This window comes from Lentzea sp. CA-135723, from assembly GCF_050936595.1.
Taxonomy (GTDB): domain Bacteria; phylum Actinomycetota; class Actinomycetes; order Mycobacteriales; family Pseudonocardiaceae; genus Lentzea.
In genome coordinates this window covers 1896254-1916441 of record NZ_JBNJMK010000001.1, presented here as the reverse complement: position 1 = coordinate 1916441, position 20188 = coordinate 1896254, and the positions used below count along the sequence as shown (strand labels likewise).

The 20188-nt window shown below is 71.4% G+C and carries 19 protein-coding genes; 4 read left to right on the top strand and 15 right to left on the bottom strand.

The genetic code is table 11. The annotated features are described in order from the left end of the window. Positions 1-76: 76 nt before the first annotated feature. Complete coding sequence (locus ACQEU1_RS08335) at positions 77-1435, top strand: alpha/beta fold hydrolase (protein ID WP_433197966.1); 1359 nt, start codon at positions 77-79, stop codon at positions 1433-1435. On the opposite strand, the gene ACQEU1_RS08330 is transcribed toward ACQEU1_RS08335, so the two are convergent. The 8 genes from ACQEU1_RS08330 to ACQEU1_RS08295 all read right to left on the bottom strand — a co-directional run bounded on the left by ACQEU1_RS08330 (position 1408) and on the right by ACQEU1_RS08295 (position 10951). Further along, entirely contained in the window at positions 1408-2310 is a 903-nt protein-coding gene (locus tag ACQEU1_RS08330) for a quinone oxidoreductase family protein (protein WP_433197964.1), read from the bottom strand. The two genes, ACQEU1_RS08335 and ACQEU1_RS08330, sit on opposite strands and share 28 nt — an antisense overlap. After that, on the bottom strand, positions 2295-3161 hold the full coding sequence (locus tag ACQEU1_RS08325) for a dioxygenase (RefSeq protein WP_433197962.1): 867 nt from the start codon (positions 3159-3161) through the stop codon (positions 2295-2297). Before ACQEU1_RS08325 ends, ACQEU1_RS08330 begins: the two co-directional genes overlap by 16 nt. A gap of 3 nt (positions 3162-3164) precedes the next feature. Then, positions 3165-3929, bottom strand: coding sequence for a citryl-CoA lyase (locus ACQEU1_RS08320; protein WP_433197960.1), 765 nt, complete (start codon positions 3927-3929; stop codon positions 3165-3167). Beyond that, positions 3916-5052: a CaiB/BaiF CoA transferase family protein gene (locus tag ACQEU1_RS08315; protein WP_433197958.1), complete on the bottom strand. Its 1137-nt coding sequence runs from the start codon at positions 5050-5052 to the stop codon at positions 3916-3918. Before ACQEU1_RS08315 ends, ACQEU1_RS08320 begins: the two co-directional genes overlap by 14 nt. After that, positions 5052-6464 (bottom strand): amidohydrolase family protein, encoded by a 1413-nt coding sequence (locus ACQEU1_RS08310; RefSeq protein WP_433197956.1) that lies wholly within the window; start codon positions 6462-6464, stop codon positions 5052-5054. The genes ACQEU1_RS08315 and ACQEU1_RS08310 overlap by 1 nt, the downstream gene beginning before the upstream one ends. A gap of 74 nt (positions 6465-6538) precedes the next feature. Further along, positions 6539-7345, bottom strand: a complete 807-nt coding sequence (locus ACQEU1_RS08305; protein WP_433197954.1) for an IclR family transcriptional regulator domain-containing protein — start codon at positions 7343-7345, stop codon at positions 6539-6541. 52 nt (positions 7346-7397) lie between these two features. Continuing rightward, positions 7398-9866 (bottom strand): excinuclease ABC subunit UvrA, encoded by a 2469-nt coding sequence (locus tag ACQEU1_RS08300; RefSeq protein WP_433197952.1) that lies wholly within the window; start codon positions 9864-9866, stop codon positions 7398-7400. 119 nt (positions 9867-9985) lie between these two features. After that, on the bottom strand, positions 9986-10951 hold the full coding sequence (locus tag ACQEU1_RS08295) for a TerC/Alx family metal homeostasis membrane protein (protein WP_433197950.1): 966 nt from the start codon (positions 10949-10951) through the stop codon (positions 9986-9988). A 307-nt stretch (positions 10952-11258) separates the two neighbouring features. Here ACQEU1_RS08295 and ACQEU1_RS08290 point away from each other — a divergent pair, with 307 nt between their 5' ends. From ACQEU1_RS08290 to ACQEU1_RS08280, 3 genes are read left to right on the top strand one after another with little or no spacing between them, the layout of a single operon-like run. Continuing rightward, positions 11259-12086: a lysostaphin resistance A-like protein gene (locus ACQEU1_RS08290; RefSeq protein WP_433197948.1), complete on the top strand. Its 828-nt coding sequence runs from the start codon at positions 11259-11261 to the stop codon at positions 12084-12086. Continuing rightward, positions 12083-13207, top strand: a complete 1125-nt coding sequence (locus ACQEU1_RS08285; protein WP_433197946.1) for a sensor histidine kinase — start codon at positions 12083-12085, stop codon at positions 13205-13207. The genes ACQEU1_RS08290 and ACQEU1_RS08285 overlap by 4 nt, the downstream gene beginning before the upstream one ends. Continuing rightward, positions 13204-13860: a response regulator gene (locus tag ACQEU1_RS08280; protein ID WP_382445278.1), complete on the top strand. Its 657-nt coding sequence runs from the start codon at positions 13204-13206 to the stop codon at positions 13858-13860. Before ACQEU1_RS08285 ends, ACQEU1_RS08280 begins: the two co-directional genes overlap by 4 nt. A gap of 48 nt (positions 13861-13908) precedes the next feature. Here ACQEU1_RS08280 and ACQEU1_RS08275 read toward each other — a convergent pair whose 3' ends face one another. From ACQEU1_RS08275 to ACQEU1_RS08245, 7 genes are all read right to left on the bottom strand, one after another. After that, entirely contained in the window at positions 13909-14469 is a 561-nt protein-coding gene (locus ACQEU1_RS08275; RefSeq protein WP_433197944.1) for a hypothetical protein, read from the bottom strand. Next, complete coding sequence (locus ACQEU1_RS08270; RefSeq protein ID WP_433197942.1) at positions 14466-15818, bottom strand: hypothetical protein; 1353 nt, start codon at positions 15816-15818, stop codon at positions 14466-14468. Before ACQEU1_RS08270 ends, ACQEU1_RS08275 begins: the two co-directional genes overlap by 4 nt. After that, positions 15815-16561, bottom strand: a complete 747-nt coding sequence (locus ACQEU1_RS08265; RefSeq protein ID WP_433197940.1) for an ABC transporter ATP-binding protein — start codon at positions 16559-16561, stop codon at positions 15815-15817. The genes ACQEU1_RS08270 and ACQEU1_RS08265 overlap by 4 nt, the downstream gene beginning before the upstream one ends. A gap of 83 nt (positions 16562-16644) precedes the next feature. Then, positions 16645-17391 carry an ABC transporter ATP-binding protein gene (locus tag ACQEU1_RS08260; protein ID WP_433197938.1) on the bottom strand — a complete coding sequence of 249 codons (747 nt, stop codon included), beginning with the start codon at positions 17389-17391 and terminating at the stop codon, positions 16645-16647. Continuing rightward, a complete protein-coding gene (locus ACQEU1_RS08255; protein ID WP_433197936.1) occupies positions 17388-18173 on the bottom strand; it encodes a zf-HC2 domain-containing protein in 786 nt (261 codons plus the stop codon). The genes ACQEU1_RS08260 and ACQEU1_RS08255 overlap by 4 nt, the downstream gene beginning before the upstream one ends. Further along, entirely contained in the window at positions 18170-18721 is a 552-nt protein-coding gene (locus ACQEU1_RS08250) for an RNA polymerase sigma factor (RefSeq protein ID WP_433211389.1), read from the bottom strand. The genes ACQEU1_RS08255 and ACQEU1_RS08250 overlap by 4 nt, the downstream gene beginning before the upstream one ends. A 252-nt stretch (positions 18722-18973) precedes the next feature. Beyond that, entirely contained in the window at positions 18974-20122 is a 1149-nt protein-coding gene (locus ACQEU1_RS08245) for a PucR family transcriptional regulator (protein WP_433197934.1), read from the bottom strand. Positions 20123-20188: the final 66 nt, after the last annotated feature.

Below are 20188 nucleotides of genomic sequence, written 5' to 3'. Positions count from 1 at the left end.
TGCGACCTGAGGCGGATCCGCGCGCCACCCCGCAGTCGGACGCGGGCTGACGACGCGGAGATCCACTCTGAGCCACGTGGCAATCCTGAAAGCAGCGGTCGCGGCCGCGATGATCACGTCCGTCCTGGCGCCGGCCGCCCACGCGGCACCGGACCTGGGCTGGGGCAGGTGCGACAAACCCGTCGCCGAGGGAGTCGAGTGCGGCACGCTCACCGTGCCGGTCGACTGGGCGAAGCCAGGTGAGACAGTCGGGCTGCGGGTCTACCGGTGGAAGGCCGGCAACAGCAAGGGCACGATCCTGAGCTTCCCGTCCGGCCCAGGCCAGCCCGGCGACTTCACCTTCGGCACGCTCCGGCGCGCGTTGCCCGGCTACGACCTGATCGCGCTCGACCCGCGCGGTGTCGGCGAAAGCCACCCGATGACGTGCGACCTGGCCAAGTCCCTGAAGATCCCGTACGTCCCGCCGACGGACGCGAAAGCGTTCATGCGGCTCGAACAGGACCAGAAGGCGTTCTGGGCGTCGTGCACGACCGGTGTGCAGGGTCTCGACCAGCACCTCGACGCCTACAGCACCGCCAACGACGCCGACGCGCTGCGCAAGGCCGTCGGCGCCGGCCGGGTCACCGTGTACGGCCTCTCCTACGGCACCCTGCTCGGCGAGCGCTACCTGGAGAGGTTCGGTCAGCACGTCGACAGGTCCGTCCTCGAGGGCGTGATGAACCCCGGCCAGAGCCGTCGCGAGTTCATGACGACGGCCGCGGCGGGCGTCGAGGCGGTCTTCACGAGGTTCACGGCCTGGTGCGCCGAGACCCCGGACTGCGCGCTGCACGGCCAGGACCCGGCCGAGGTCTTCCGGCAGGCCCAGCGCACCGCCGAGAAGATCCCCGGCACGTTCTTCGGCTTCCCCTGGTCCGAAGCCATGATCACGCGCTACTTCGAGATCTTCGGCCCGCAGGACTTCGCACAGACCGCGAAGGGGCTCGAGGACCTCGCCGAGGGTCGCAACCCGACCCCGGACGACCCCGGCGGCGAGCTGCCGGAACGCTTCGAGTACGCCGACCCGAACACCTGCTCCGACTGGCCGTTCGCGCTGAAGTCGGTCCATGAAGCGCGCGGCGACCTGGCCGCGACGAGGAAGGCCGCGCCGGTCGTGGGCTACTCGACGAACTCCAGCAACTACACGTCGATCTGCGTCGGCGGCCCGAAGACCGGACGCCCGAAGCCCGTGTCGTCGCGCAGCCAGCACCCGACGTTGCTGCTGAGCAACACCCTCGACCCGGCCACCCCGAAGATCTGGGCGGAGCAGGTGCAGAAGCAGCTGGGACGCAAGGCGATCCACGTCGTCACGGACCGGGTCGGCCACGGCGGCGGCACGGACGACCCGGTCACGTTGAAGAAGCTCCAGGACTACATGGCGAGCACGACCCGGCCGTGACCCGTGCGGTGCCACGCTTCGGACACCTCGTCGAGCGGCACCACCTGGTGATCCACGGTCAGCTCACCCGCGGCGGCGTGCCGGGCGATCACCGCGATCGCGTCGGCACGCTGCTGCGCGGTCAGCTCGTTGTTGGTGTACCCGAAGAGCCGCAACGACTTGCTCCGCAACGTGGACGACGTGACCTGGCTGATCTCGCCCGCCGAACCGCCGAGGTTCACCCACCGGCCCCACGGCCGCAACCCCCTGGCGGCCGCGGCGGCGGGTTCCCCGAACAACGGGTCGATCAGCAGGTCGGCGCCCGCGGCGGCGGCTCCGACGTCCTCCAGCGGCACCACCACGTCGGCCCCGGCGCGGACGGCCCGCTCCCGGCCCTCGACCGACCGCGCCGCGGCGATCACCTGACCGGCCCCGCGCAACCGGGCGAGCTGGATCGCCGCCTGCCCGACCGCGCCGCACCCGAGCACCACGACGGTCTCGCCAGGGACCAGCCCACCCACCTGCAACGTCATGTGCGCGGCCACCGCGGACAACCCGAGCGCCGCCATCAGCGCCGGGTCGACCTCCGGCAGGAACACGAGATCTTCCCGCCACGCCAACGCCTTCGGGGCCATGCTGCCGTCACCGGGAGCCATCCCCGCGCTCGTCGGGAACCACACCGCACGCCCGTCGACCGTCCCGATCCCCTGCACCCCAGGCACATAAGGCGTCGATGGTTCGCCGAAGTACGACGTCCCACTGGCGCACAACAGATCCAGGGGTGTGATCGGCGCGGCGACCACGTCCACCACGACCTGGCCGGGCCCAGCGGTTGGCTCGCCCCGGTCAGCGAGCGACGGCGGCTGACCGGGACGAACGACTACCGCGGCGCGCACGGCTGCAACACGAAGTCGTACTCCGCGAGCACCCAGGGCACCTCGGAGAGGTTGCCGTCGGGCGTGACCCCTGGCTGCTGCGGCACGAACCGCACCACCAGCTCCTGCTTCGTGCCGAACACGACGTCGCTGTCGAGGTACTCGGCGCCCTCCTCGAACAGGTGCGTGATCAGCGGCTCGAACCCGTCCGCCGTCAGCAGGAAGTGCACGTGCGCCGGCCGGAAGTAGCTGATCTCGGTCTGCTCGATCAACGCGCCGACCGGCCCGTCCATCGGGATCGCGTACCCCTTCGGCGTGATCGTCCGCACGCAGTACGCGCCGTCCTCGCGCGCCCGGTACTTCGCCCGCAACCGCGCCTCGTCCACGTCGAGCTGCGCCTCGTACGCGCCCTCCGCGTCGGCCTGCCACACGTCGAGCACCGCCCCGGCCACCGGCGTCCCGTCGAGCGACCGCACGGTTCCCGTGACGTAGAGCGGGGTTCCGTCGACGTCGTCGGACATGTCGCCGCCGAAGCCGAGCTCGGGGGAGCCGTCGATGTGGAACGGCCCGAGGACGGTCGCGGGCGTCGCGGCGGCGTCGAAGCGGTGGTTCATCTGCACCACCAGCATGCTCAGCCCGAGCACGTCCGACGCCAGGATGAACTCCTCGCGCTTCTCGTCGCTGATCTGCCCGGTCGCGGTCAGCCACTGGACCGCGGCCATCCACTCGGCCTCGGTGAGCCGCACCTCGCGGGCGAAGTCGTGCAGGTGCCGCACGAGCGCGGTCATGAGCTGCGCGGTGCGCGGCTCCTTCGCGGTCGCCCAGCGCTGTTCCGCGAGTGCGGTGATGTTGTCCTCGGTGACGAGCTGCATTGCTCACTCCTCGACAGGCGCGACGGACCTGGTGTTCGAATCGACGGACAGGAAGATCTCGTTGGCGACGGGGTTGCGCAGCTCCTCGGCGAGCTGGCCGATCAACCCTGCCGTGCGGGCCAGCAACGCGAAGCCCCGCAACAACTCCAGCGGCAGCCCGAGGTCGGCCAGCACCGCGCCGCACGTGCCGGCGCCGTTGAGCGGCAACGTCCTGCCCAGCACCTGCGGGTGCACCCGGCCGATCGCCGCGAACAGCGACAGGTGCGGCCCGACCAAGCCTTCCTCCTCGGCGATCTCGTAGAGCCGGGCGGTGCGCGGGTCGCCGTTCTTGTGCACGTGGTGGCCGAGCCCGGGGATGCGCGCCTTCCCTTGCGCCTGCAGGGTTTCCAACGCCAGCGCGTCCCAGTCGGTGGAGTTTGTGCCGCTCACGACCGAGTTCAGGAACCGCCCGGCGTCCTCGGTCACGCCGAGGAACCGCGACCCGCCGCCGAGCAGCCCTGCCGCGAGGGCGCCCTGCACGGAGTCGGGCGCGGACAGGAACGTGAGGCGGCTGACGATCGCGGTCGGCGTGAACCCGTGGTCGGCCAGCGCGGCGAGCACGGCCTCGAACAACCGCGTCTCGCCGGGACTCGGCCTGCGCTGGGTGGCGAGCCAGAACGCCAGCTCGCCGAACCCGACGTTGCCCATCACGTCCCGGGCGAGGTCGTGGCCCAGCAACGTGATCGTGTCGGTGGTCGACGCGCCGAGCGCGGTTTCATAGACCGTCACGGTCCTCCTTCAACCAGGCACGCAGCTCGTCTCCGTGCTCGTCCAGTCGCGGCGGCGGCAGTTCGTACTCCGCCGGCGTCTCCGAGAACCTGATCGGGTGCCGCGTCGTCGGGACGTCCCCGACCACGACAACGGGGTCGAGCCCGAACCGCTCGGCCATCGCGAACCCGCCGTCGATCGTGTTGATCGGCCCGCACGGCACCCCGGCCGTCACCAGCAGGTCGAACCACTCCACCGCGCCGCGCGTGCGCAGCCGTTCCTCCAGGACCGGCCGCAGCTCCTCGCGGTTGCGGGTGCGGTCGGCGTTGCGGGCGAACCGGGGATCGTCCGGGATCTCCGCCAGTCCCAGGACCTCGCACAACCGCCGGAACTGGCCGTCGTTGGCGGCCGCGACGATCAGGTCGTTGTCGGCGGTCGGCAGCGGTTCGTAGGGGAACACGCTGGGGTGCGCGTTGCCCATCCGGAACGGCACGACCCCGCCCGCCACGAACGCCGAGCTGTGGTTCACCAGGCCGGTCAGCGCGGACGACAGCAGGTTGACCTCGACCAGCTGGCCCGATCCGGTGGCGTCGCGGTGCCGCAACGCCGCGAGGATGCCGATCACCGCGTGGTTGCCCGCCATCACGTCGAACACCGAGATGCCGGCGCGGTACGGCGGTCCGTCCGGGTCGCCGGTGAGGCTCATCAGGCCGGAGATCGCCTGCACCATCAGGTCGTAGCCGGGCACGTGACTTCCCGCGCCAGAGCCGAAACCGGTGATCGACGCGTACACGACCCGCGGGTTCGCGGCGCTCACCGAGGCGTGGTCGAGGCCGTACTTGGCGAGGCCGCCGGGCTTGAAGTTCTCGATCACCACGTCCGCGCGCCGGGCCAGTTCGCGGCCCAGCGCGGCGTCGTCCGGGTCGCGCAGGTCGAGGGCGATCGACCGCTTGCCCCGGTTGATGCCGAGGTAGTAGGTCGACACGTCCTCCCGCACGGGCGGCATCCAAGTGCGGGTCTCGTCCCCGGCCGGGCCCTCGACCTTGATCACCGAGGCGCCCATGTCCGCGAGCAGCATGGTCGCGTAGGGGCCTGCCAGGACGCGGGAGAAGTCGGCGACGAGCAGTCCGTCGAGCGCACCCATCAGACGGACGTCCGGGTGTCGCCGCGGTACTCGGTGTAGGTGTACGGGTTGTCCAGCACCTTGGACTCCGGGATGTCGGGGTTCATGCCCTTCTGCCACGCCTCCTCGCCGAGCTGCGCGCGCAGGTGGTCGACGGTCCGCGACACCTGCGAGCGGATCGCGCCGAGATCGACGCCGACGAGCCTGTGGTCGCGCTTCACGATCCTGCCGTTCACGATCACGGTGTCCACATCGGACCGTTGCGCCTGGAACGCGACGTGCCCGTACGGGTTGAGCAACGGGAACATCGCGGGGGAGTTCTCGTTGCGCAGCAACACGACGTCGGCCTTCTTGCCCACTTCGAGGCTGCCGAGGTCGGTGCGTCCCAACGCCCGCGCGCCACCCAGCGTCGCCCACTGCACGACCTGCTCGGCCCGCAACGCCGAGTGCGTGACGGTGTCGTTGCGCTCGTGCGCGGCCATGTGTTCGCGCGATCGGTCGGCGCCCAGCGTCGTGCGCATCGCGGAGAACAGGTCGCCGCTCCACCACACCGACGTGTCCATCGACAGCGACACCGGGATGCCGTGCTCGCGGATCGCCCAGGTGGGCGGGTAGCCCTGGCCCGCGCTCTGCTCGCTCTCGGTCGACACGGAGATCGAGCCGCCGGTCGCCGCGATGCGGTGGTACGAGTCGGCGGACAACGTCGCCGCGTGCACGTAGATGGACTCCGGCGTCATGAAACCGTTGTCGTGCATCAGTCTGATGCCGTCGTCGTTCGTCGCGCCCCACACGCCCGCGTGCGTCGTCACGGGCACGCCGAGCTCCCGCGCGACCTCGAACGCGGCCTTCTCCGGGAACGACGGGTCGCCGGTCACGTCGAACGCGAGCTGGAAGCCCAGCATGTCGTCGCCGGTCATGCGCCGGGACACGAAGTCGCGGAACTCGGGCTTGGCCGTCCACGAGGCAGGGCTGTCCTGGATGTTCCCGTACGCCAGCACGAACCGGCCCGGCACCGCCTGCAACGCGTCCACGGCGGCGTCGGCGTGGTCCGGGGTCTGCAGGCCGTGCGACCAGTCGACGGTCGTGGTGACACCGGCGTCCAACGCCTCGGCGGCGCCCAGCAGGTTGCCGGCGTGGATGTCCTCTGGCCGGAAGACCTTGCCCCACTCCAGGTAGTACCAGACGAAGTACTGCGTCAGCGTCCAGTCGGCGCCGTAGCCGCGCATCGCCGTCTGCCACATGTGCCGGTGCGTGTCGATCATGCCCGGCATGACGATGCCGCCCGACGCGTCGACCTCCACGGTCCCCTCCGGCACCTCCAACGCCGGGCCGACCGCCGCGATCCGGTCGTCCACCACGAGGACGTCGTGGTCGGGCAGGGGCGGGCCCGCCATGGTCAGGACAGTGCCGTTTCTCAGGACGATGGAACTCATGAGGGAACTCCTTGACCGTCTGGCGGACAGGTGTCCGTTGAATCCTCAACCTTCTCCGGCGCCCGGTCAAGCCCTCAGGACGCGACGACCTCGTGCGGCACCGTCCCCAGCCGCGCGAAGTCCGCGCTGATCTCGCCCGCGACCTGCAACAGCAAGGGCAGGTGGTGATCGAGCATCTGCTCGACCGACGTCTCCGACGCGTGGCAGTTGACGTTGATCCCGGCGATCACCGTGCCGTTCCCGTCCCGCAGCGGTGCCGCGACCGACCGGATGCCCAGCGCCAGCTGCTCGTCCGTCAACGCCCACCCGCGCGCCCGCACGTCCCGCAACGCGGCGTCGCGCTCGGCCGCGTCCGGCTGCCACCGCGACGTCAGCCCCGACCGCGTCGGCTGCGCGAGCACGGCCTCCAGCTCGTCCGCCGGCAGCGCCGCGAGCTGCACCTTCCCCAGCGACGTGGGCAGGGCCGGGAACCGCGTGCCGATCTGCACCGACAGCGTGACGATCTTCGGCACGGCCACGCGGGCCACGTAGACGATGTCCGACCCGTCGAGCTGAGCGATCGACACCGACTCGTTGGTGCGCGCGCACAGCCGTTCCATGTGCGGCCGCGCCACGTCCCACAACCCCATCGACCGCACGTACGCGACACCGAGCTCGAGCACCCGCGGGGTGAGCGCGAAGCCGGCCTCGCTCTGCCGCGCGTACCCGAGCTCGACCAGGGTGAGCAGGATGCGGCGGGTGGTCGGCCGGGCGAGGTCCGTGGCGGCGGCGATCTCGCTCAGCGTCATCACCGGGCGCAACGGCCCGAACGCGCGGATCACGTCCAGGCCGCGGGCGAGCGCCTCGATGAAGTCGGGGCCGGTGTCAGGGCGAGCAGGCATGTGCCCACAATAACGGACAGTTGTCCGCTGGAACCGGAGGTTGTGCTGCCGGCTACGGTCGGAGGTGCTTCGCGAGGTACTGGCCGGTCAGGCTCCGCGGCTCGCCCACGACCTCCGCCGGACTGCCCGCCGCGACGATCGTGCCGCCCGCCGCGCCACCGCCCGGACCCATGTCGACGACGTGGTCGGCGTTGGCGATCAGGTCGAGGTCGTGCTCGATGACGACCACCGTCGCGCCCCGGTCGGTGAGCCTCCCGATCACGGCCAGCAGCGTGCGGACGTCGAGCGGGTGCAGGCCCACGCTGGGTTCGTCCAGCACGAACAACGCGTCCGACTGGTCGCGGTCGAGCTCCGAGGCGAGCTTCAGCCGTTGCGCCTCACCGCCGGACAACGCGGTCGTGGCCTCGCCCAGCGTCAGGTAGCCCAGCCCGAGGTCGATCAGCGACTGGAGCCGGGTGCGCACCTTCCGCAGGCCCCGCACGTGTTCGACGGCCTGCCGCACGGTCAGCGCGAGCAGCGCCGGCAACGTGATCCCGTCGCGGACGTGCGAGTTCGCGGCGGGGGAGTAGCGGGTGCCGCCGCAGTCCGGGCAGGCGATGTCGACGTCCGGCAGGAACTGCACGTCGAGCGAGATCTCCCCGGTGCCCTCGCAGCGCGGGCAGCGCAACGACCCGGTGTTGTAGGAGAAGTCGCTCGCGGTCAGCCCGTCCGCCACCGACGCGTACGCCCGACGGAGGTCGTCGAGCACGCCGCTGTAGGTGGCGACGGTCGAGCGGACGTTGACGCCGATCGGGGTCGCGTCGACCACGTTGACCCGCGTGATGGCCCCGGCGTCGACCTCCGCGACCCACGCGGGCGGCCGTGCGCCGGAGTTCTCGGCCCGCACCGCCGGCACGAGGCTCTCCAGCACCAGCGTGGTCTTGCCCGACCCGGAGACGCCGGTGACCGCGGTCAGCCGCCCGACCGGGAGGTCGAGCGAGAGGGAGTGGACGGTGTGCACCGGCCGTGTGGCCAGGTGGATCCGCCCGTGCGCGAACGTGTCCGCGGCGCGGTCCCGCACGACCACCGGTTCGCGGCCGACGAGGAAGCCGCCCAGCAACGAGTCCGGGTCCTCGGCCAGCGACGCCACCGTGCCGGTGGTCAGCACCCGCCCGCCCTCCGCACCGGAACCGGGGCCGATCTCGATCAGCCAGTCCGCCTCGCGCAGCACCTGCACGTCGTGGTCCACCAGCACCACGGAGTTGCCGTCCCGCAACAGGTCCCGCACCACGCCGAGCAGTCCGTCCACGTTGGACGGATGCAGCCCGATCGACGGTTCGTCCAGCACGTAGAGCACCCCGGTGGTCTCGTTGCGCACCGCCCGCGCGAGCTGGACGCGCTGGCGCTCACCGGTCGACAGCGTCGAGGACGCCCGTTCCAGGCTCAGGTACCCCAGTCCCAGCTCGACGAGCCGCCGCGCGGTGCCGAGCAGCTGGGCGGCGATGCTCTGGCCCATCGCGCGCATGTCGTCCGGCAGGGACCGCACCACGAGGGGAACCCAGGCGACCAGGTCGTCCAGGGTCTTGGCGGTGGCCTCGGCGAGGTTGATCCCGCCGACCCGCGGGGCCAAGGCGGCGGGGGAGAGGCGCGTGCCGTGGCAGGTCGGACAGGTCTGCGTGCTGATGAACCGGTTGACCCGGTTGAGGCCGCGTTCGGTGGTGGCGTTGTCCAACGCCTCCCGCACGGCGAGCCGCGCGTTGCGGTAGGTGAAGTTCAGGTCGAACAACCGCCCGGCCTTGGACGGCACCCGGATCTGCCGCTTCTCGGCCGGGCCGTTCATGACGATCTCGCGTTCGGCGTCGGTCAACTCCGCGTACGGCACGTCGGTGCGCACGCCGAACTCGCCGATCACCTCCGGCATCACCGACAACCCGAACATGCCCCACGGCGCCACCGCACCCTCGGCGATCGTCAGCGACGGATCGGGCACCAGCCTGTCGTCGTCGACCTCCCGCACGACCCCGGTGCCCGAGCAGTGCGGGCACGCGCCGTCCGAGTTGAACGCCAGCGCCTCCGCACCCGGCGGCGAGAACGTCACCCCGCACACCGGGCAGGTCAACGGCGTCTCGGCCGCCACGTCGATCGACGGCTCCTGCCGGTGGCCGTTGGGGCACACGTGCGAGGCGAGCCGGGAGAACAGCAGCCGCAGCACGTTGAGCAGCTCGGTCGAGGTGCCGAACGTGCTGCGCACCCCCGGCACGCCCGGCCGCTGCCGCAACGCGAGCGCGGCCGGGACGTGCCGCACGCTGTCGACCGCCGCCCGCGGAGCCTGGGACATCCGGCGCCGCGTGTACGTCGACAACGCCTCGACGTAGCGCCGCGAGCCCTCCGCGTACAGCACGCCCATCGCGAGCGACGACTTGCCCGACCCGGACACGCCGGCGATCGCGACGAGCTGACGCAACGGCACCGTGACGTCGACGTCGCGCAGGTTGTGCACCCGCGCGCCCCGCACCTCGATGGCCAGAGGCTGTTCCTGCATGCACCGAACCTACGGTCTGTTGGCCAGCACCGCGCAGGCGATCACCAGTGCGGTCAGCACGAGCAGTGTCACGCCGACGTCCACGAGGAAGTCGAGCAGGCGCGCGGTGGCCATGGCGATCAGTCCAAACTGGCTGGTTCCCTGCGGTTGGCACGGAGGCTGGTGAGGGTGACGACGCCGAGCGTGCCCACGATCACGGCCAGCGAGACCGGCGTCGGGATCGTCGGGACGGACGGCCACACGTCGTGCGCCCAGTGCAGCACCAGCTTCACGCCGATGAACGCCAGGATCAGCGCGAGGCCGTGGTTGAGGTGCACGAGCTTGGCGAGCGCCGAGTGCAGCACGAAGTACAGGGCGCGCAGGCCGAGCAGTGCGAACGCGTTGGTGGTGAAGACCAGGTACGGGTCCTCGGTGATGCCGTAGACGGCGGGCACCGAGTCGATCGCGAACACGACGTCCGTCGCGAAGATCGCCACCACCACGATGGCGAGCGGGGTCAGGGCGCGGCGGCCGTTCTCGCGGACGAGCATCTTGGTGCCGCGGTAGTCGTCGGTGACCGGCATGAGCCTGCGCAGCAGCCGCACGGACCGCATCTTCGACGTGTCCTTGGCCTCGGGTTCGCCTGCCAGGGCGGCGTGCAGGATCTTCACCGCCGACGCGAACAGCACCAGGCCGAACACGAGGAACGCCCAGGTGCCCGCCGACAGCATCGCCGCGCCGGCCGCGATGAAGATGCCGCGCAGCACCAGCGCGCCCACGATGCCGTAGAGCAGCACGCGTTGCTGGATCTCGTTGGGGACGCTGAACGCGGCGAGCAGCAGCATGAAGACGAACAGGTTGTCGACGGAGAGGGACTTCTCCACCACGAACCCGGTGATGAACTCGAGTGACTGGCCGCTGCCGAACTCGTACCAGAGCCAGAGGCCGAACACGAACGGCAACGCCAGGTAGAAGATCGACCAGCCGGCCGCTTCCTTGATCGACACCTCGTGCGGGCGCCGCGTGACCAGGAAGTCGACGACCAGCAGACCGAGCAGCACCGCGATGCTGATGAACCACAGGGCGGGGGATGCCACGGAGTGCACGGGCAGGGACCTCCTCGAACAAGAACGTTCGAGGTCTCCTTCACCCCTGGTGGGGCGGCCTCCCGGGGACACCGCTGGGGACGTCCGTACTGACCGGGCAGGCGCTTGGGAAGTACTCCCCTCGCCGGACAGTCTAGGTAAAGGGATGGTAATGCTCAAGTAACTCGATAGTGGGGTGGATCTCAGTGATCGAGAGGTTTGAGAGCCGCCGGCGATCAGCACGGCGCCGTGTCCCCCGTGCGAGCTACACGCAGGTGTCCACCGCGCGGGGACGTGCCGGATCGGCGTGATCCCTAGCGTTTCGGCCATGCGAATTCTGTTGCAGATCGTCGTCGTGGTGGCGGTGTCCTGGGCGACGGGCACCGGGGTGCAGGCCCTCGGCTGGAACTGGCCGTTGACGCTGGTCGTGGGGCTGCTGGCGGCCGTGCTGGCGGTGCTCGCGTACCGCTGGATCGTGCGGAGGACCGAGCACCGCGACCCGGACGAGCTGGCGTGGCAGATCGCGCCAGGGGCGTTGGGGCGGGGTGTGCTGATCGGGTTCCTGATGTTCGGGCTGGTGATCGTCAACATCGCGTTCCTCGGCGGGTACGAGGTGCGCGGCTTCGGGTCGCTGACGGGGGCGCTCGCGCTCCTCGGGTTCATGGCGGTGGCGGCGGTGACCGAGGAGCTGATGTTCCGCGGCCTGCTGTTCCGGCACGTGGAGCGGCGCTTCGGCACGTGGATCTCGTTGACGCTCAGCGGTGTGCTGTTCGGCCTCGCGCACTTCTTCAACCCCAACGCGACGCTGTGGACGTCGCTCGCCATCGCCGTCGAGGCCGGGTTCATGCTCGCCGCCGCGTACGCCGCGACCCGCAACCTGTGGGTGCCGATCGGCGTGCACTTCGCCTGGAACTTCGCGCAGGGCGGCGTCTTCAGCACGAGCGTGTCCGGGCAGGACGCGCCGAAGGGGCTGCTGGACGGCGTCACGTCCGGGCCGTCGATCGTCAGCGGCGGCGCGTTCGGGCCCGAGGCCAGCGTGTACTCGGTGGTGTTCGGCGTCGCGCTGACCGCGGTGTTCCTGTGGCTGGCCAAGCGCAGGGGCAACCTCGTGCCCCGCGGTGGTGCCACCGCCCCGGCCGCTACCCTCGGCGCGTGATCAGCCTCCAGCGGTGGCGCGCCTTGGACGTCCGCGTCCAGGACGCGCCGATCGCGCTGGCGCTCGTGCTCGGGTCGCTGGTCCCCGCGTTGCACAGCAAGGGGACCCAGCTCGGCGAGCTGCCGACGCGGCCGTTCGACTGGCTGGCGATCGTCGTGATCGCCGTCGAGTGCCTGCCGCTGGTCTTCCGCCGCAAGTGGCCTCTCGTGGTGCTCGCGCTGGTGTCCGCGGCGTTCGTCGTCGACCAGCTGCGCGGCTACCACACCGTCGCGGGGACGGCGTTGCCGATCGCGTTGATCAGCGCCGGTCTGCACCTGGAACGCGACCGGCTGGCGGCGGTGATCGCGGCCTCGGTGGCCTACCTGGGACTGGCCGTGGCACTGGACCTCAGCGGGTCCACCGAGGGCGTGGCCGGGTTCGTCACGTTCTACCTGGCGCTGGCCGCGGCCTGGGCGATCGGGGCGTGGCTGCGGCTCTCCCGCAGCGCCGAGGCCGAACGGCGGCAGCACGTCGCGGCGGCCACCCGCGTCGCCGAACGGACGTCGATCGCCCGCGAGCTGCACGACGTGGTGACCCACCACGTGACGGCGATGGTGGTGCAGGCCGAGGCCGCGCGGTACCTGTCGGCGGCGCCGGACAAGCTGGACCAGACGCTGCAGGCGATCACCGACACCGGCCGGCGCTCGCTCACGGACCTGCGGCACCTGCTCGACCTGCTGAACCCCGACCACAGTCCGGAACGCGTCGGCGACCTGCGCACGCTGGTCGAGCAGACCCGCCTCGCCGGGCAGCCCGTCTCCTTCGCCGAGGAGGGCGAGGCGACCGGCGACGCGGGCAGCGCCGAGGCCGTGGCGTACCGGGTGGTGCAGGAGGCGTTGACGAACGCGTTGAAGTACGCGCACGGCAACCCGACGAACGTGTACGTGCGTTATGGCGAAAGGGACATCACCGTGGAGGTCGGCACGTCGGGCGCCCTGTCGTCCACACCGGTCGGGGGCAGCGGCCGCGGGCTGGCCGGGTTGCGCGAGCGCGTGGACGTGCTCGGCGGCGAGTTCTCGGCGGGCGGCAGCGACGGCGCGTTCGTGGTGAAGGCCCGCATCCCGGCGGGGAACCCGGCGTGACCGCACCGGTGCGCGTGCTCGTCTGCGACGACCAGGCCCTCATCCGCACGGGGTTCGCGACGATCATCGACGCGCAGCCCGACCTGGAGGTCGTGGGGGAGTGCGGGGACGGCAGGGCGGCGGTCGACCTCGCCGGACGGCTGCGGCCCGACGTCGTCGTGATGGACGTGCGGATGCCGGTGCTCGACGGCATCGGGGCGACCCGGTTGCTGGCGGGCGCCGGCGTGCCCGACCCCGTCAAGGTCCTGGTGGTCACGACGTTCAACCTCGACGAGTACGTCTACGAGGCGTTGCGGGCCGGGGCGAGCGGCTTCCTGCTGAAGGACGCGCCGCCCGCCCAGCTGCTGCAGGGCATCCGGACCGTCGCGAGCGGCGCCGCCCTGCTGGCACCGGAGGTGACCCGGCAGCTCGTCGGACGGTTCGCCGCCCGCATCCGGCCCGCCGAGGAGGTCGCGGAGACCTCGCTCGCGCCGCGGGAGCTGGAGGTGCTGCGGCTGATCGCCGAGGGGCTGTCGAACAGCGAGATCGCGGCCGCGCTGGTGATCAGCCAGGAGACGGTGAAGACGTACGTGTCGCGCATCCTCACCAAGCTCGACCTGCGGGACCGGGTGCAGGCGGTCGTCTACGCGTATCGGCGCGGCCTGGTCAGCTGACGCCGGAGCAGGCCGTCCGTCACGCCGCGTCGCAGGTGCGGCGATCGTCTAACGGCTGCCCTTGACGCTGTAGGACGTGATCCCGGCGAGGAACAGGAGCGCGGCCGTCCACGTCGTCGCGGCGTCGTCCGGGGCGCCGAGCGGCCAGGTGACGATCCTGGCCGTGAGCGAGTCGCCCGGCGGCATGATCGCCGCCACCGCCCACCACAGCACCGGCGCCGTGGCGGCGAGCCTGGCCCCGGCGAACGTCGCCGCCAGCCCGGCCAGGCCGATCATGCCCGCGGTGTCGCGCACGACGAACCAGGCGCTGGACGGCTCGTAGCCCAGTTCCTGCACCAGAAGCACCGCCGCGGTCGCGGCGATCGTGGCGAGCAGCAGGTGCGCCAGCCGCCAGAGCGGCCAGGGGACGGCGGTGGACCTGTCCAGTTCCGGGTCCTGGCCCGCGAGGCCGACCGTCGCCACCAGGACGGCGGCGAGGCAGGTCAGCGACGCGCTGAGCGGTGTCCACGGCGAGTGCAGCGCCGACCACGCGAGGAGCACCACCACCGGCAGGGCGACCAGTGCGGACGGGACGTTGCGGGAGCGGGCGTAGAGCGTGAGCGGCCTCATCGGCCCGCCTGCAGGACGTCCAGCATGCGTTCGGGGTCCTCGCAGGTCAGCATCATCCGCCGCACCTCGGTGACCCTGGCCAGCTGTTCGTTCGCGGGCTGGGCGCGGAACCGCTGCCACGCCTGGTCGATCTCGCCGCGGAGGCGGTCGTTCGTCCACATGAGACGTTCGGAGGCGAGTTCCGCGAGCTCGCCGTTGAAGTAGCCGGCGGTCACGTAACGGGCGACGGCCTCGACGGTGTTGAAGGAGTACGGCTCGGCGCACGAGGCGACTCCCGCGCCCGCGAGCAGTTCGAGGCGGATCTCGTCCGGCGACATCTCCAGCCGCCGCGGGTAGCCGATGGTGTTCAGGTAGATGATCTGCCGGTCTCGTCGCGTTGGCGTGAGGTGCGCCATCGCGGACGTGTCCTCGTGGACGGCCTTCGGTGCGTCGGGCAGCACGGCGAGCTCGGCGAGTGCCGCCTTGCCCGCCTCGGCCACGGCCGGGAGGTGGTCGGCGTGCACCCGGCCGACGCAGACGTCGTTGTCGCACACCAGCTTGCTCGCGATGGAGTCAGACACCAGCACGTCGGAGAACTTGGTCGGCATGATCGACAACGCCAGGGCCAGCGCGAGCCCCGCCGGGACCAGCGCGGCGAGGCGGGCGAGCAGGCCGCGGGCCACGAGCAGCAGGAACGCCGTGACGCCGAGGCCGGTGAACCACGCGAGCTGACCCAGGTCGACCGACGTCGAGGTGGTCACGAGGTCGGAGCCCGGCGGGTTCATGACGGGCGTGAGCAGGGCGAGCGCGGAGATCTCGTCGCCGGGGGAGCGGACCTCGAGCGCGCGTCCCGCCGTCGTCGCGACCATGAACGTCGCCACCAGCGCCACCGGGACGGTCAGCGGGTGCGGCAGCATCCTGCCGATCGCGAGGCCCAGCAGCGTGCTCGACGCGAGCGCCAGCACCGCGGTCAGGGCGAGCGGGACGAACCCGGCCGACACGAACCCGCCGCCCAGCGCGACCCTCGCGACCAGGCCGAGGCACAGCAGGGCCGCGGCGATCGCGACCACGCCCGCCACCGAGCCCGCGAGCGTGCCGAGCCGCTTCCAGGCCGGTTTCGCCGTGGTGGCGAACAGTTCGGTGACGCCGGCCCGGCTGTCGCGCATGCCTTGCAGCGCGGCCAGTCCGACGACGAGCGCCCAGACGTAGGCGAGGGGGAGGCGGAGCTCGAGCACCGCCGAGGTCGAGTTGCCCTTCCAGAGCGAGCCCGCCGACGTGACGAGCCACAGCATGCCGGTGCCGGACAGCAGGACCACCAGGCCCGCCCAGAGCGCCGTCGAGCGGCGCAGTTCGATGCGCAGTCCGGTCACCAGGCACCTCCGGCGTTCGCGCTGATCAACGCCGAGTAGCCGCGTTCGATGGGGCTGTCGCCGACGTGGGCGTCCGTGCCGGCGTTCGTGAGGTCCCGCGGAGTTCCCCGGAAGACCAGCTCGCCCTCGTTGACGAGCACGACGTCCGTGCAGGCCGCCGCGACGTCCTCGACGAGGTGGGTGGAGATCAGCACGCACGAGCGTTGGCCCAGTTCGGCGACGAGCTCGCGGAACCTGAGCCGTTGCGCGGGATCCAGGCCGACGGTGGGTTCGTCGAGCAGCAGGACCTCCGGGTCGTTGACGATGGCCTGGGCGATGCCGACCCTGCGGATCATGCCGCCGGACAACGACTTCATGCGGTCGTCGGCGCGGTCGGTCAGGCCCACGCGGTCGAGTGCGTTGTGGACGGCCGCGGGAATCTGCTGGGCGGGCATCTCCTTGAGCCACGCCAGGTACTCGACGAACTCCCGCACCTTGAACCGCTTGTAGTAGCCGAAGTGCTGGGGCAGGTACCCGAGCCTGCGGCGCACGGCCTTGAACCCGCCGGGCTTCTCGCCGAGGAGCTGGAGTGTTCCGCTGGTCGGCGCCTGCACGGTGGCGAGCGTGCGGATCAACGTCGTCTTGCCCGCGCCGTTCGGGCCGAGCAGTCCGTGCACGCCCTGGCCGAGGCTCAGGCTGAGCCCGTTGACCGCATTGCGCTTTCCCTTGCGCACCACCAGGGTGTCGGCTTCGATCGCCCGCATCCCGTTCTCCCTCAAGTCATTTCCGCTTCACCCGGCTAGACGGTGGTGGCGCCTTCCGGGTTCTCGTTCTGCTGTGACGTGGCTCACCACGTGCTGCTCAGGCCGAGCACCGCGCTGTAGCCGCGTTCGATCGGGCTGTCGCCTGGATGTTGTCCGGTGCCTCGGGCCTGGAGTTGTTCCGGCGTGCCCTGGAAGATGAGTTTCCCTTGGGAGAGAAGTACGACGTCGGTGCAGGCGGCGGCGACGTCCTCGACCAGGTGGGTGGAGACGACCACGCACGCGTCGGTGCCGAGTTCGGTGAGCAGCTCGCGGAACCTGAGTCGCTGCGCGGGATCGAGGCCAGCGGTGGGTTCGTCGAGGAGCAGGATCTCGGGGTCGTTGACGATGGCCTGGGCGATGCCGACCCTGCGGATCATGCCGCCGGACAACGTCTTCATCCTGTCGTCGGCGCGGTCGGCGAGCCCGACCCGCTCGATCGCCCGTTGCGTCGCCGCGGGGATGTCGCGCATCTCCTTGAGCCACGCCACGTAGGCGACGAACTCCCGGACCGTGAACCGCTTGTAGTGCCCGAACTCCTGCGGCAGGTACCCGATCCGCTGCCGCAGCTCCCGCAGTTCCAGGCCGCCCAGCAGGCGGAGCGTGCCCTTCGTCCTGAGAACGGTCGCGAGGGCCCGGATGAGCGTCGTCTTGCCCGCGCCGTTGGGGCCCAGCAGCCCGTGCACGCCACGCCCCATCGTGAGCGTGACGCCGTCGACGGCCGTCTTCCGGCCGGCTTTGACCTCGAGGTCTCTCGCCTCGATCTCCCAGCCGTACGTGGTGGGCGCGGTCATCGGTCGGCCTCCAGGCGCGTGAACGTCATCCTTCTCGCCACGATCACCACCGCGCTCACGACGATGGCGACCACCCACACGGCGTGGGCGTCGAGCGCCGCGGACGTGGTGGTGAACGCGATCGTCGGCGCCACGACGGCCACCGCCCACGCCGCGGTGAGCACCACGGCGGCGCGCGTGACGCCGATGAGCGTGCCGAGCGCGAGCGTGCCGAGCGTGAAAGCCAGGCACGGCAACAACCACCGCGCGAACCCGGCGTCCGTGATCAGGCTCGCGACCGCCAGACCGGGGATCACCACGGCCAGCACCGCCGCAGTCCTGCGGAACACCAGCGGCAACCCGGCCCTGGGCGTGGCGGCCGCCAGTTCGAAGGCGGGGTCCAGCGCGCGACTCCACGACGCGGCCACCCCCAGCACCGGCAGCACCGGTGCGATCAGCAGCACCAGCGACACCCGGTCGCCCACCGCGAACCCGACCCGGTCCAGCGCCACCGCCGCGGCCGTGACCAGCAGGATCATCGCGAGCCACGGCCCGGCCGCTGGAGCCACCCACCCGTGCGCCCGCCGCCGTCGCCGTGGCATCTGGGGCGTGCGCTCGACCAGCGGCGCCAGGTCGGCCCAGACCGCCTCGGCGATCGGCTCCGGCTCCAGCCGGCCGCGGCACGGACCGCACTTCTCGAGGTGCGCCTCGACGGCCCACAGCTGGTCGGCAGGCAGGTCGTCGCCGCGGGAATACCGGCGCAACAGCAGCTCGGCCGGATGGTCGGTCGGGTGAACGGTCATGCCAGGGCCTCCCTCATGGCGATGCGGGCGCGCCGGGCCCGGGTCTTGACGGTCCCCTCCGGCACCCCGAGCAACACCGACGTCTCCCGCACCGACAACCCGTCCAGCACCATCGCCTGCAACACCTGCCGCAACTCGGGCGCGAGCCGCCGCAACGCGTCCCCCACCTCGTCCCCGACCACCCCGTCCAGCACGGCCTCCTCGGCACCCGGCACCGACGGCGCGGCGGCCGCCGCCACCGGAGGCGCCGCGTGATGTGCCCGCCGCCGGAACGCGTCGATCAACCGCCGCGCCGCGATCGTCCACAACCACCCGACCGCACTTCCCCCGGCCGCGGCGCCCGCGAAGGCGTCGGCGGCCCGCCACACCGCCAGGTAGGTCTCCTGCACCACCTCGGCGACGATCTGGTCGTCCGCGCACCGCCGGCGCAACCGCACCGTCAGCCATGGCGAGGTGCGGCGGTACAACTCCTCGAAGGCACGCCGATCACCCCGTGCCACGCGGCGCACGAGGTGTTCCTCGTCGAGGTCGGCCGGCTCACCCCGGATGGCTCTCACACTCCGCAAGACGTCGAGATCGCCGTCGAGGTTCTCGCGGCGGTGTGGCCTGCGCCACCCCAACCATCGCTATTGCTTCAGTGTTGACCGAAAAGAAGGTATCGATGGCGGTCGCGCGAGGTGGCGACCAAACGCTCAAGAACCAGCCAGGAGGGACGGCGCTCTGAGGCACTAACCCGTAGCCCAGGCGGCGCTCCGCGGGCTGCAGCTCAAGTGGCTCGCCCGCCCGCGCCAGGCCCGGCGCTAGTCGGCAGCGGTCTGCAGCCCCACCGCCAGCGTCAGCTCCAGCACCCGCCGCGGCGACCCCAGGTCCGGGAACAGGTCCCGGAGCTGCTGCATCCGGTACCGCACGGTCTGCGGGTGCACGAACAACGTCGCCGCCACCTCCTCCCGCCGCCCGTGGTGCAGCAGCCACGCCCGCAACGTCTCCTCCAGCTTCCTGCCGGTGGCCACCGGCAGTTCGAGCAACGGCGCGAGCGCGCGCGCCCGCAGGTCGGCGTATGCGTCCGGGTCGGCGCTCAGCACCAGAGACGCGAGGTGTTCCTCGGTGTCACGGATGTCCGCGGAGAGGGAGCGCGCGCGTACGGCCCGTGCGTAGGACGCCGACGCACGCGTCCAAGGGCGTGCCGGTCCGACCACGGCCGCACGGCCGATGAGCTGCCGCAAGAGATGTGCGCGGTCGGCTTCGGGCACGAGCAGCACGCCGGTGGAGTCCGGCAGGTCGTCGAGCACCAGGGTGGTGCTGTGGTCGAGCAGGCGGTAGGCCGGACGCGCCTGGGCCGCGGGCAGCAGCACGACGGTCAGCGTTGACGGTGGTTGCCACACGGCTCGTGCGGCGGCGGCCTGCAGGACTTCGGCGCTGGAGCCGGCCAGCAGGTCGCGGGCGAGTTGTTCGAGGTGGCGTTCGTGGGCGAGGCCTCGCGCGGCCAGTTCGTCGGCGTGACCCGCGGCGCTCGCTGCGGACAGCTCGTCGATGTAGGCGAAGGTCAGTTCGGCGAACTTCGCCACCTCGGCGGCGGGCAGGCCTGCGGGAACGGCTCCGGCGGCCAGGCCTCGCCAGGCCACGCGCGCGCCGACGCGGTAGGCGCTGAGCAGGGCGTCCATCGAGCGGCCGTCGCGCACTTCGCCGCGGCCGAGCTCGTAGGCGGCGTCCGAGGCGTCGCCGCCTCCGCCTGTGCCGCCGGCCAGGTCCAAGTAGTGTCCTAGCGCCGTGCGAACCGCACGGCGGATGGTGCCACCCATGCGTCCGGAAAGTGCGTTGGCGTAGCTGGGCACTTCGGCGATGATGGCGCGGACCACCTCGTCGGCGGTCGTCTTGAGCACCGCCCGCAACGCGGTCACGGTCTTCTCGTCGAGGGCGAGTTCGGTGGCTCGCCGCATTGCGTGCGTCACGATTTGTTCCCTGCGAACAATCCGGGCTGGCAGATTCACGTCCTACGGACAGGACTTTACGCCCTG

Excerpts from the sequence above, each read along its gene's own strand:
- ACQEU1_RS08325 (WP_433197962.1), bottom strand. The coding sequence starts at position 3,161 with ATGCAGCTCGTCACCGAGGACAACATCACCGCACTCGCGGAACAGCGC.
- ACQEU1_RS08315 (WP_433197958.1), bottom strand. The coding sequence starts at position 5,052 with ATGGGTGCGCTCGACGGACTGCTCGTCGCCGACTTCTCCCGCGTCCTG.
- ACQEU1_RS08310 (WP_433197956.1), bottom strand. The coding sequence starts at position 6,464 with ATGAGTTCCATCGTCCTGAGAAACGGCACTGTCCTGACCATGGCGGGC.
- ACQEU1_RS08305 (WP_433197954.1), bottom strand. The coding sequence starts at position 7,345 with ATGCCTGCTCGCCCTGACACCGGCCCCGACTTCATCGAGGCGCTCGCC.
- ACQEU1_RS08300 (WP_433197952.1), bottom strand. The coding sequence starts at position 9,866 with ATGCAGGAACAGCCTCTGGCCATCGAGGTGCGGGGCGCGCGGGTGCAC.
- ACQEU1_RS08290 (WP_433197948.1), top strand. The coding sequence starts at position 11,259 with ATGCGAATTCTGTTGCAGATCGTCGTCGTGGTGGCGGTGTCCTGGGCG.
- ACQEU1_RS08275 (WP_433197944.1), bottom strand. The coding sequence starts at position 14,469 with ATGAGGCCGCTCACGCTCTACGCCCGCTCCCGCAACGTCCCGTCCGCA.
- ACQEU1_RS08265 (WP_433197940.1), bottom strand. The coding sequence starts at position 16,561 with ATGCGGGCGATCGAAGCCGACACCCTGGTGGTGCGCAAGGGAAAGCGC.
- ACQEU1_RS08260 (WP_433197938.1), bottom strand. The coding sequence starts at position 17,391 with ATGACCGCGCCCACCACGTACGGCTGGGAGATCGAGGCGAGAGACCTC.
- ACQEU1_RS08255 (WP_433197936.1), bottom strand. The coding sequence starts at position 18,173 with ATGACCGTTCACCCGACCGACCATCCGGCCGAGCTGCTGTTGCGCCGG.